9 protein-coding genes are annotated in these 12,420 nt (G+C 44.8%); 5 read left to right on the forward strand and 4 right to left on the reverse strand.

The window, feature by feature from the left end:
• Nucleotides 1–141: 141 nt before the first annotated feature.
• The 3 genes from B9J84_RS04315 (at nucleotide 142) to B9J84_RS04325 (ending at nucleotide 3,767) form a co-directional block, all read left to right on the forward strand.
• Complete coding sequence (locus B9J84_RS04315) at nucleotides 142–2,028, forward strand: methyl-accepting chemotaxis protein (RefSeq protein WP_094123611.1); 1,887 nt, start codon at nucleotides 142–144, stop codon at nucleotides 2,026–2,028.
• A gap of 161 nt (nucleotides 2,029–2,189) precedes the next feature.
• Entirely contained in the window at nucleotides 2,190–2,924 is a 735-nt protein-coding gene (locus B9J84_RS04320; RefSeq protein ID WP_010316838.1) for an IclR family transcriptional regulator, read from the forward strand.
• Nucleotides 2,925–2,930: 6 nt separating this feature from the next.
• Nucleotides 2,931–3,767 carry an arginase family protein gene (locus B9J84_RS04325; RefSeq protein ID WP_094123612.1) on the forward strand — a complete coding sequence of 279 codons (837 nt, stop codon included), beginning with the start codon at nucleotides 2,931–2,933 and terminating at the stop codon, nucleotides 3,765–3,767.
• Between the two features lie 117 nt (nucleotides 3,768–3,884).
• On the opposite strand, the gene B9J84_RS04330 is transcribed toward B9J84_RS04325, so the two are convergent.
• Nucleotides 3,885–5,453 (reverse strand): methyl-accepting chemotaxis protein, encoded by a 1,569-nt coding sequence (locus B9J84_RS04330; RefSeq protein WP_179217515.1) that lies wholly within the window; start codon nucleotides 5,451–5,453, stop codon nucleotides 3,885–3,887.
• Nucleotides 5,454–5,476: 23 nt separating this feature from the next.
• Nucleotides 5,477–6,037, reverse strand: coding sequence for a hypothetical protein (locus B9J84_RS04335; protein ID WP_047688797.1), 561 nt, complete (start codon nucleotides 6,035–6,037; stop codon nucleotides 5,477–5,479).
• Nucleotides 6,038–6,478: 441 nt separating this feature from the next.
• Here B9J84_RS04335 and B9J84_RS04340 point away from each other — a divergent pair, with 441 nt between their 5' ends.
• Nucleotides 6,479–8,356: a PhoX family phosphatase gene (locus tag B9J84_RS04340; protein WP_094123614.1), complete on the forward strand. Its 1,878-nt coding sequence runs from the start codon at nucleotides 6,479–6,481 to the stop codon at nucleotides 8,354–8,356.
• A gap of 312 nt (nucleotides 8,357–8,668) precedes the next feature.
• Nucleotides 8,669–9,424, forward strand: a complete 756-nt coding sequence (locus B9J84_RS04345; RefSeq protein WP_094123615.1) for a phosphatase PAP2 family protein — start codon at nucleotides 8,669–8,671, stop codon at nucleotides 9,422–9,424.
• Between the two features lie 86 nt (nucleotides 9,425–9,510).
• Here the strand turns inward: B9J84_RS04345 and B9J84_RS04350 are convergent, their stop codons facing one another.
• Nucleotides 9,511–10,215, reverse strand: coding sequence for a DUF445 domain-containing protein (locus B9J84_RS04350; RefSeq protein WP_013868329.1), 705 nt, complete (start codon nucleotides 10,213–10,215; stop codon nucleotides 9,511–9,513).
• A 97-nt stretch (nucleotides 10,216–10,312) separates the two neighbouring features.
• Nucleotides 10,313–12,157 (reverse strand): ABC transporter ATP-binding protein, encoded by a 1,845-nt coding sequence (locus B9J84_RS04355; RefSeq protein ID WP_094123616.1) that lies wholly within the window; start codon nucleotides 12,155–12,157, stop codon nucleotides 10,313–10,315.
• Nucleotides 12,158–12,420: the final 263 nt, after the last annotated feature.

The raw sequence follows: 12,420 nt of genomic DNA on the forward strand, positions 1-12,420 counted from the left end.
ATGCTATTTTGTAGTCCTTTGTGAGCAATGACAAAGACGTGGACCGCTTCAAGTTTTATTTCGAGGCTTGAAATTATAATGTCCAATTGATCGAGAATTTTATCGGTTTGAGTTAAATTACTATTACAAATAGGTCTACCTATGTTTAAAAAAATGTCGTTAAAAAACAAACTGGCGATTTCAGCCAGCGCTGCCATTATTCTTGGGGGATTACTCGTTGAAGCATTGTCGTATCGAGCTGCACTGGAGCGATTAGATATTGATGTTGAACAACGATTACAAAGTACCACCGCTTCTTATAATCAGTATGTGACGGACTGGTTACTGTCGAAAGAGCGTGCTTTAACCTCGCTGTCGCAAGATGCCGAGAAACAAGCCATCGTGACACATTTAAAACAAGTTCGAGATTCTGCAGCGTTTGACAACGTATTTCTTGCTTACCCCGACGGTTCGCAAAACAACGCTAATGGTGTCATCTTGCCGCCGGGGAACGATGATCCGCGCAAATGGGGCTGGTATACAAACGCTAAAGCAAACCCATCAAAAGTGTTTATGGATAACCCAACCGTTGCTGCGGCAACGGGCGCTAATGTGGTTTCATTAGGTAAGGCACTGAATTTAAATGGCCAACAAGTCGTTTTAGGCGCCGACGTAGAAATTACTGACATCCTCAACAGCATGAAGCAAGTTATTTTGCCGGGTGAGGGGTATATGTTTATTGCTAACGATAAAGGCAATATTTTTACCCATAGTGATACTAAACTGCTCAATAAAAGTGTTTCTGATCTGGGTTTAAATTTCGCTGATATCCGCCAAGCGATTGCGAAAAGCAGCGATTTATTGGTGGATATTCGAGGTGAGGAGTATGTTCTCTACGCCCGAAGCATCAACGGAACGAATCTCAGTACTGTTGTGGTCATCAATCACGATTCGCTCATCGCACCTTTATCTGAAGCTACTTTCAGCCAGCTCATTGTTACTGCCGTTGTGGTTATACTCTGTACTCTGCTGTTCAACTTATTGTGTAATATTTTGTTCCGTCCTTTGAATAATGTTTCTCAAGCGTTGGCACAAATTGCAAACGGTAGTGGCGATTTAACGCAACGCATTAAGGTTGAAAATAGTGATGAAGTTGGCGAACTAGCCAATAATTTCAATACCTTTGTGGAGAGCTTACAACAACTTATTGGCCATATTCGTCACCAGTCTCATCAACTGGAAGCGCAATCAGAACATGGCGCGCATCGCGCTAATCAATCGGCATCAGAGCTTAGTCACCAGCAGCAAGAAATTGTGATGGTCGCTACTGCGGTTACTGAAATGGCGTCGGCAACGCAAGAGATAGCCTCTCACGCAGAGCAAACGGCAAGAGCAGCGCAAGACTCGGCAACCAGCACCAACAATGGACATGCCTTGGTGATTCATACCAAAGGCTCGATCAATAACTTGGCAAAATCAGTGAGTGAGGCCAGTGGCGTGATTGCCGCACTAAACCAACACGCGCAAGAGATTTCGACCGTACTGGCAACCATTCAAGGCATTGCAGAACAAACCAACTTACTTGCGCTGAATGCGGCTATTGAAGCTGCGCGAGCCGGTGAGCAAGGCCGAGGTTTCGCAGTGGTAGCAGACGAAGTCCGTGTGCTTTCTCAGCGCACCCATACTTCTACCGAAGAGATAAAATCAACCATTGATACCCTGCAAGAAACCACTAAACGTGCGGTATCGTTGATGCAAAGCAGCTCAACGCTCGCTGAGAACTCAGTGGAAGATGCCGATAAAGCATCCGGTGCGCTTGAAGAAATTAAAGCAGCGGTTGCCTTGATCAGTGATATGGCGACGCAAATTGCGACGGCAGCCGAAGAGCAAACGCATGTGACTAGTGAAATTACACAAAATGTTACTTCTATCAAGGATGTGACGGAGCAACTGGTCATTGGTGCAGAAGATAGCTTGAGCCAATCCAATGAACTCAAGCAGCAAGCGGAAGAGTTGAGTGCAAAAGTAGCGACATTTAAATTAGCGTAACGGTTGTTTCTTTTTTGTTCAAAAGGCTCTGCGGAGCCTTTTTTTGATCAGATTGTTATGTTTTCTCACTTAATGAGAAAGTAAGTCTGTTATTAATCTTAAATTCTCGATATATAAGAATCATAGTTGAGGCGTGGAATAAATGAGGCTAAAAAGAAAACATGAACGAAACGAAATTATCGGCCAGCCAAGTTAATGAAAAGTCACTGCAATTATTGATGCAAGTGGCGGTAAATGAAGAGCCAGTATCAGCGAAAACCTTGAGCGAACAATTGCAAGTTCCGCTGAGTAGTTTGTACCGACATCTGAAGATTTTGAAAGAGTGGAACTTGATCGAAGAGAGCCCACACGACAAAACGTTGATCATCGGTTCGGCGGCTCTACTTTTAATGCGCAGTTATGAAACGAGTCAACACAATTTAGATGCAGTCGATGCGGTGTTAAGTCGATTACAGAAACAGACAGGCGAAATGGCGGCATACATGGTTCCGGTGGGATACCGAGCCTTGTGCGTTAGCCAAAAAGAAAGTATGCAGGCACTTCGATGCAGCTTCGTCCAGGGTCAAAGTCAACCCCTGCTTCGAGGTGCCTCATCTAAAGTGATGTTGGCGTATTTACCCGCTCCGCGCTGTGAAAAAATTCTTCGTTATTTTGGTGAAGACCACCAAATGGAAAAATGGCAGACAGAGTTGGAAAAAATACGTCGTAATGGGTACGCCGTGAGCACGTCAGAAATTGATCCTGGCGTTTCCGGAATTAGTGCCCCCGTAATGAAAGGGAGTAAGTTGATCGGCGCAATTTCAGTGATGGCTCCAGCCCATCGTGTTGAAACCAACAAGCAGCGGATCATTTTACATGTATTACAGGCAGCAAGAGCGTTGCCACCGGAAAGGTAATTCATAATGCTAAGTTTATTCAAACGCTACCGTATGAGTCGTACACAGAGCCAACCCGCTTATCCATTCACGTTCATGACACTCTGTGAACAGATAAAGCCAATGTCTCAAGTAGAGTTTGAATTTGCTCAGCAGAGCCTTGAATTTGCATCAGATTGGCTCTACCAGCGTCAATCCACGCCTTGTTACTCTGATGCGGGACATATAGTCGTCAAAGATAAAAATGCCACCCGTTTTCAAGACACCTTGAGTCATCAATTAGCACTGAGCTCAGTGCCCGTCGTACTAGCGAATTGTCACGAAATGCTGCTCAATGCATTACCAGTGATGGCTTTTGAGAATGACGAAATTGGTATTGTGAGTATCGGACATCATTTTGAGCTGAAACAAACGCTGGACCTACAAGTTGGCTCTGCATTTCATTTTGCACTCTCTCGCTATAACAATACGCGCCTATTTTGTATTGGAATTGATGAAATGCATCAATCCAACCAAGTGTGGGAGTATGCAGAAGATTTAGGCTGTGATTGGTTAACGCTGAATGAGTGTGGTTTTCGTCATCGTAATCAACTAAAAAGCCAATTAGGTCACTACATAGAGCATTGTGATCAACTGATCGTGACGATTGATTTAGCCTCTTTAGTTCCGGGAGTGGGGGTTGATGAGAACAACGCGTTAGATAACCAAATGGTATTAAGAACGTTAAGGCAATGTGCACTTTCGGGCAAGGTAAAGCTTATCCAACTGGTGGGGGCGAAGGATAAATTGATTTATTCTAAGCAGACCAAAGAAATTTTAGATGAGCTATGTGCTTTATCGCCAGATGTGATCCACGCTGCTTAGTGACATATTGATTATCATATATACCAAACAAAAACCCCCAGTTGTCTGGGGTTTTTGTTTTATGGAACTCAACCATTTGAAGTATGCTAAGTGTGTTGTTCGGTTTTTAGTATTAGGTTAATGAGCACTAAACTTGCTGAGTGATAATGAAGTGGCTTGTGCTTTCTGGAAGAGCTCTTTACTACAATCGCTCATCACTTTGCTGTCATTAAGCAGTTCGAGTGAATGTTGATTAAGATTGCTCAGTTGCGTTAGCAAATCTTCAACATGTGATAGTTGCTCATCAGATGAATTGACCGCTAAGTGGTTGGCGTTATTCGCTTGATTAACATCCTTGATCGCTTGGCTGACTAACTCGTTACTACTTTCAATAGCTTCAACGCAACTCATTGATGCATTGACACTTTCCCCCATGTAGCCGATCAAGTCTTTCGAAAAGTTACTAAGCACGGTAAGGATCTCTTCCACTTGGTTGGTTGAAGAGGATGTTTTTTCCGCTAGGTTACGCACTTCGTCTGCCACGACGGCGAACCCGCGACCATTCTCACCCGCGCGAGCCGCTTCAATGGCCGCATTGAGCGCAAGCAGGTTTGTTTGATCAGCGATCGTACGGATGATCTGTAAGATATCGGTGACTTTTTCAACTTGGGCATTTAGGCTCTCAGCGGTTTTTGCTGTTACTTGTGACTTTTCTGCTAGGTTTTTATTTTCACTTAATGCATGTTTAAGTTGTTGCTGACTTTCTTGCCCAGAAATAACTGCTTGTTGTAAAGACAGCGACGCAGTATTGATATTCTCAGTGACTGACGCAATGCTTTGCCGAGCACCTTCACCAATTTGTACTGATTGCGCAATTTCCCGCTGCTGACCATTGATATTGTGTTCTAGCTGCTTCACTTGTCGTTCAACAGCTTTCGTAACATCAGTGACATTGCAGATGTTTTGTTCAATAGGGTGGAAGGTGTGTTCCACTTTTTCAATGAACATATTGATTGCTGTGGCAAGGTCACCTAACTCGTTATCTTTGTTAAATGGAATTCGTTGCTTGAGGTCACACCGACCAGAAGCCAATGATTCACATAAGTTTTTCAGCTGATTTAAAGGATGCAGTAGAGCGCTCCTCAAAATAAAAAACAAGCCAATAAAAGTAATCAACACGAAGGTTATGCCAATTGAAATGGCCCATAGCCCCAGTTCCTTGGAAATGGCATTGACCTTGTCAAATTGCCACTGAGTGACTAAGTAACCCACCAATTTTGCTTCCTTGCCCGACGTTAATGGGTTGATGATGATCACGTGTTGTGTGCTTTGTTCAATAATGATGGCGTTGGTTAATGCTTGGGTCAGCGCATTTTTTATATTGACTCCGCTAGGAGATACGGACTTCTCATTTAATTGATAGAATAAAGATCCATCTGCAAGGAAAACCGCTATATGTTTGAGTTCTTTATTACTGCTATCGACAGCGACTTTAACCCGCTCTTCCAAGCTCTCTACTTTGTTAAAGCGCACCGAAGTGGCGACGTTTTCAGCTAGAGAAGCCGCCATTTGTTGATAAGTTTGAGCGCTCAGCGAGTACATCACTGTGGCACTTTTCGACCATAGAGCATAGGAAATAGCAATCAGCGATACAACGCTAAGTAGCGACGCACTTGCCACTACCAACCGACTAATACTAAGTCTCATATAGAGTAATCCTGATCAATGAGTTAAAGAGCTTCTACGTTAACGCCGATGGTGATGGCACCAATCACTTTCCCTGAGCTAGGGTCAACCACGCTGTGGCTTATCTGTGACTGAAACATTTGGGTCGACTCATCTTCTTCTATCTCACCAATTAGATATGCGCTTGGACCTTTAAGGTAGGTGTCTTGCCACTTTTCCTCATCTCCTTGCCAGTAGTCAGAAGTAATCTCGCTTTGGGCGACATTCAGCCCTTTGTTATCCATAGCAAAGATCTCCGTAATTAGCCCGTTGCTAGCTTGTTGAATCGATTTAAGTTCAGAAGATGCGGGGGAAGAGAGCAGTTTGTTGATCAGTGGAGCATCGGTTTGGCCCACTTGGCTACGCCAATCCTTGTCGAGTTGATCAATTTGCATTTGAGTTAGGTTAGCGTGTTGAGCGTTTTGAGCATTAATGGCTTGGATTAAAACGGGATTAGCAATGATTTCAGCCACCTTGGTATCAATGAAGTTTTTTAGCGCCCCTTCAAACTCATTAGCAAAGGAGGAAAAGGAGAAACAAGCGATCAGGCAAATAAAATATTTCATAACAGACTCCAGTCGAGTTAGGTATTTTGCGTTGTGTATAAGGTATGTAGTGATCTTAGATGTTCATATTCATCCATATGCACTTTGAGCCTAGTTTAAGAATAGAAAACTGTAAAAAAATAGGTGTGATTTGAGCGCATGATCAAATGAATATTCATCTCTTGCCAAACAAAACAAAAAACTATCCGTTTTGACAATTGACAAGCTTGATGGCGGTGCCGGTTGTATTGTTTTCTCGACGAGGTCGGTTAGAAAATATCGATTTGGAGTGATACTTGTGGTGACCCAGCTGTGCTGAATGGCTTATTTAGCTAACGCATAGATTTTATTTTTTAACTCACTGTCACCGTTAAGCAATGTAAATTTAACTTATTTGTCACGATAGACCGCTAAGCTGCTTGCAAAATCCAATAACAAGACAAGTAAAGTCAAGGAGCAAACATGTGGAAGCGTGAAGAGCAAGAGTCTCAATTTAGTGAAATGATCGAAGCGAGACTCTCTCGCCGCCGTTTTATGGCGGGTAGTGCGGCAGTCAGTGCAGGCGCGTTTTTATCTTTAAATCCAGTTGCTAAGGCTGTGGCGGCAAAGTCGAGCTCTTCACTGCTCAATTTTGAAGCCATTCCTGTCTCAACGGCAGATGCCATCGTTGTTCCTAAAGGGTATAAAGCGACCCCGTTGATTTCATGGGGTGACCCCATTTCTGTTGATGCTCCTGAGTTTGACCAAAGTGGTAAACAAGATTCACGAGCACAAGAGCTTCAATTTGGTGATAACACTGATGGCATGAGCTTCTTCCCAATTTCGGATGATCGCGGTGTACTTGCGATTAATAATGAATACACCAACTACGAATACTTGTTTGATCACAAAGGTAAATCGATGACAGCAGATGATGTGCGTAAAGCGCAAGCTGCGGTCGGCGTTACTGTCGTTGAAGTGATGAACAAAAATGGCCAGTGGACGGTTGACCGCGCAGGGAAGCGTAACCGTCGTATCACGGCAAACACACCAATGTTGCTCACAGGGCCAGCTGCAGGCCATACGCTAATGAAAACCGCCACTGATCCTAAGGGCTTAAATCCACTGGGAACTTTTAACAATTGTGCGAATGGTCAAACGCCGTGGGGGACATACTTAACGTGTGAGGAGAACTTTGATGATTTCTTTGGTAGTAACCAAGATGGCGTGAAGTTAACGGCTGATCATAAGCGTTATGGTATTGAAGCCAAACCCAGTGATTATCAGTGGCACCAACATGATGAGCGTTTTGACGTTGCGAAAAACCCCAATGAGCCAAACCGCTTTGGTTGGGTAGTGGAAATTGATCCGAACGATCCAACATCGACGCCACTTAAACGCACGGCGTTAGGCCGTTTCAAACATGAAAATGCGGCGCTTACTCTCAACAAAGACGGCCATGCTGTGGTCTATCTGGGGGATGATGAACGCGGTGAACATCTATACAAATTCGTTTCAAAAAATCGCTACCAAGTTGGTAACGATGCGGCGAATCGCAATTTATTAGAAGAAGGAACCCTCTTTGTCGCTAAGTTTGATATGAATGAGAAAGAACTGAAAGGCTCGGGAAAATGGCTTGAACTGACCTTTGGTAAAAATGGTTTAACGCCAGAAAATGGCTTTAAGGACCAAGCAGAAGTGATGATTTTTGCTCGCCGCGCAGCGACTCAAGTGGGTGCTACGACAATGGATCGTCCTGAATGGGTTGCGATTCACCCTGATAATAAGCACGTGTTCTGTACACTGACCAACAATAAAAACCGAGGTAAAGAGGGGCAGCCTGTTGGTGGTCCTAACCCTCGCGCTAAGAATAACTATGGCCAGATTCTGCGCTGGATGCCAGCCAATGAGGATCACACTAGCACTGTGTTTGCATGGGATCTGTACTTGATTGCGGGCAACCCAACGGTACATAAAGGCGATCTCTATGCGGGCAGCGACAATATCTCAGCAGACAACATGTTCAACAGCCCAGATGGTATCGGCTTTGACAAAGCGGGTCGCTTGTGGATTCAAACCGATGGCAACTATTCCAACAAAGGGGATTTTGCCGGGCAAGGCAACAACCAAATGTTGTGCGGGGATCCAATTACTGGTGAAGTAAAACGTTTCCTAACTGGGCCGATTGCTTGTGAAATAACAGGGTTAACTTTTTCACCGGATCAAAAAACCATGTTTGTTGGCGTTCAACACCCTGGGGAAGATGAAGCGCCATCGCATTTCCCATACGGCGGAACCACCAAGCCGCGTTCGACCATTATGATGATCACTCGTGAAGACGGCGGGGTGATTGGCGCATAAGCCCTGATCATTTCCTCTGAAGGGAGCTGCGGCTCCCTTTTTAACATTCTTGCTGTCGGTCAACGCTGTTGCCATCATCCATTCACGGTCTTGGAGTCTCCTATCTTGCACGAAAGAAGACGTTGTTTCGGTTAGGCAGGACATGGTCTGGTTTGCCTTTCCTACACGTTATGTATGAATTCTTTGTGTCAGGAAAATAAGTAAAAAGGGTGAGATCGGGGCGATTATTTTCCCTCAAATTGACAATTGCTTGATACGTTCTTTGCGTGTCGTCCGTTATTATGCTGATCTTCAATAATCCAGCGGTGTCTATTGAGCGTGAAAAAGCAAATCCAAATGAAAAAATCGGGCTTAGTACTCTTAGCCTTGTTCTCGTTGCTGTTAGTTCCCATCTCATTGGTTGGGTCTTCGATTGATTTGACCACGCCAGTGAGCGAGGGCGTCGGTGCATTTTTTACCTATTTAACCGATTCGGCTGGTTGGCAAGGTTTTGGCTTTACCTTTGCTTTGTTGGCTTTTTTGGCAACACGGACAGCGACTTCCCGCATTGAACTGCTTAACCGCATTATTCAAATTGGCTTGTTATTGGTGATTGGTATGGCTGCCAAAACGGGTTTAAAACATCTGACAGAGAGCCCTCGTCCATACACCGAATTAATGACGTATGAGTTACTTATCCCAAACCCTGCGCATTTTTATAAATTGAGTGAATTACAAAAAGAAAGTGTGATGACCGACATCGCAACCCAAGTCAGTGACTGGCGTTTACGTCATTGGCAGGGTGAAAAGGACTATTCATTTCCTTCTGGCCATACGATCTTCGCTGCTATTTGTCTGGCTTTCTTTGGTGGCCTGTTTATTGAACAAAAGCGCTATATTTTTGCGGCGGGTCTACTGCTTTGGGCCTGTGGGGTCTCCTTTAGCCGCTTATGGTTAGGGATGCATCGTCCGGTTGATTTATACGGCTCCTTGCTGTTTGTCAGCATGATTTACCTTGTGATACCCAAAGTGTATCCCTTAGATCATCCTAAATTAAAACCGTTATTAACGCGCCTTCATCTCTGTTAACGGGTCACGAGTCATCATAAAAAAGCCAGCACATTTAAACGTGCTGGCTTTTTTGTAATCACATTCAATCACATAAGTAACGGCAATCAGGCAAAGAAGGAGGAAGCCACACCAATCAAACCACCGAATACTCCACCCCAAACAACCAACCAGCCAAGGTGCTGTTTAATCATCTTCTGTACCATCTCTTTCACCAATTTAGGCGTGAGTTCATTGAGACGTTGATCGATGATGTTTTCGATGTTAGCGGTGATCTCTTCAATCATCTCAGGAGCTTCTAACTGCTCTTTGAGCGCTTGTTTAACGCTATCGCTTTGGCTGATATCAATCATAGATTGCTGCATTTTTTCGACAAACGGTTGCTTGAGTGGTTGTAGCGCGTCGGTTCCACCAAACATCGCCAGCATGCCGCCAAATGGAGAGTTTGCAATCACTTCGACCAAAGAATCAAAGGTTGGGTTGAAGTCAACTTTGGCAATCACAGGCTCAAGATCCAACGTTTTACTGCCCGTCATCTCTTTACTGAGGAAGCGGTCAATATTGGACTGGGTGAAAAATTGCTCCATCATCAGGCTCTTGATTGCGGTTTTGAACTCTTCAAAGCGAGCAGGTATCACACCCGAGCCATATAGTCCTGGCACTTTTTCAAACAGCATGTGAATCGCAAGCCAGTTGGTGATTGCGCCAGAGAAGGCAAATAAGCCCGCATACAGCGCAATAGTGTTATCCAGTTGATAGCCCGCTGCAAGGAGCGCTAGCGCAATGATATTAGTGAGTAAGCTCTTGTTCATAATCCAAATCTAGTTAAATAAAGGGAATGGGCGAATTCTAAGGAAAAAGAGTCAATTGTGGAAGCTTCAACGGAGCGCAAACTCCGTTGATAAACCATTAAGCAATCTCAACGTCGTCGCAACCGATAAAGCCACCCGTTTGGTGCGCCCATAGGTGTGCATAAATGCCGTTTTGAGCGATCAACTCTTGGTGTGTGCCTTGCTCAACGACGTTACCTTTATCGAGTACAATCAACCTGTCCATTGCGGCAATGGTTGATAAACGGTGAGCAATGGCAATCACGGTTTTGCCTTGCATCAGCTCATTTAAGCTCTCTTGAATTGCCGCTTCCACTTCGGAGTCGAGTGCGGATGTGGCTTCGTCGAGTACCAACAGTGGCGCATCCTTTAACAGCACGCGGGAAATAGCAATTCGCTGGCGCTGGCCGCCAGACAGTTTTACGCCGCGCTCGCCCACTTGCGCATCATAGCCTAGGTTACCAAATGGGTCGGTGAGTGTTTCGATAAACTCATGCGCGTGTGCCTGTCGGGTGGCTTGCAGCAGTTGTTCTTCACTTGCATCAGGGTTGCCATACAAAATGTTATCGCGGATCGAGCGATGCAGCAGTGAAGTATCTTGCGTCACCATACCAATTTTGCTGCGCAACGAATCTTGGGTGACCTCATTGATCGCTTGCCCATCGATACGAATTTGCCCACCTTCAACATCATGAAAACGAAGCAGTAAATTGACTAAAGTCGATTTTCCAGCGCCAGAACGCCCTACTAAACCCACTTTTTCACCCGGTTTAATGGTCAGGTTTAAATGGTTAATAACGCCTTTATTCTCGCCATAGTGGAAACTCACGTCATCAAATTCGATGCCACCTTGTGCAACCTGCAACGGTTTTGCGTTGGGTTTATCTTCAATGGTGATCGGTTTCGAGAGGGTTTTCATGCCATCCACGACTGTGCCCATGTTTTCAAAGAGTGCGCCAACTTCCCACATGATCCATTTCGACATGCCATTAATGCGCAATGAAAGGCTGATCGCAATCGCGATTGCACCAATACTGATGGCACTCTGCATCCATAGATAAATCGAAGTTGCCGCAATCACGAACACCAAAATATAGTTGGCGAGTTCAACGCACAGGTTAAAACCAGTCACTAAACGCATTTGGCGGTGAACCGTGTCTAAAAAGTTCTCCATGCCTTGTTCGGCATAGTCGGTTTCTCGGCGGGTGTGTGAGAACAATTTGACCGTGGCAATATTGGTGTAGCTATCGACAATGCGCCCCGTCATGGTTGAGCGAGCATCGGCTTGTTCTGATGCCACTTTTTTAAGCTGTGGTACAAAGTGAAGTTGAATGCAAATGTAGGCCGCGAGCCAGACGAGCATCGGCACCATTAAACGCCAGTCTGCTTGCGCCAACATCACCACAATCGCAGTGAAATAGACTGACACATAGACAAACACATCCAAGGTCTTCATCACTGTTTCGCGGATGGATAACGCCGTTTGCATCACTTTAGTGGCAATTCTTCCCGCAAAGTCATCTTGGTAAAAAGAGAGGCTTTGCTTGAGCAGATAACGGTGCGCTAACCAACGGATCGACATGGGATAATTGCCGAGCATAGTTTGGTGGATCAACAGTGAATAGATGCCAATCAAAAGTGGCATGATCACGAGTACCAAAATAGATAAACCGATCAAGGTGTCTCGGTTCTCAGTTAGGAAAGTCTCTGGGTTACTGGATGAGAGCCAATCCACCAGTTGGCCCATAAAACCGAACAGTGATACTTCAACAACGGCAATTAACGTGCTGATTAACGCCATTAAAATGAGTGGTTTTTCAAAGCCGCGCGTGTAGTAACGACAAAAGGCCCATAAGGTCGCAGGAGGCTGTTTGGGTTCCTCTTTGGGAAAGGCTTGGGTAAAGCTTTCAAATTTTTTATACATCGAAAATCCTTATGCCAATTCTCGCTAAAGTATGAGAGACCAAAAGCCTAGAACGCGAGAATCTAACGTTGAACTCCTATAAGGGGAGCAAATGATGGAGTAAGCCGAACAGAAGTATAACGAAATCACAACATAAGTGGCGGATTACTTTTCGCGCTTGGCTCTAGAAAACGGCGCCTGATTAATACTGTGGTCAATGCAGCAAGCATCGGCTCGAATGGTCAGTAACGCCCATCGGGTGAAAAAGTGAAGCGAGTTAAATA

The sequence above is a fragment of the Vibrio sp. V03_P4A6T147 genome (assembly GCF_002241085.1).
GTDB classification, from domain to species: Bacteria; Pseudomonadota; Gammaproteobacteria; order Enterobacterales; family Vibrionaceae; genus Vibrio; species Vibrio anguillarum.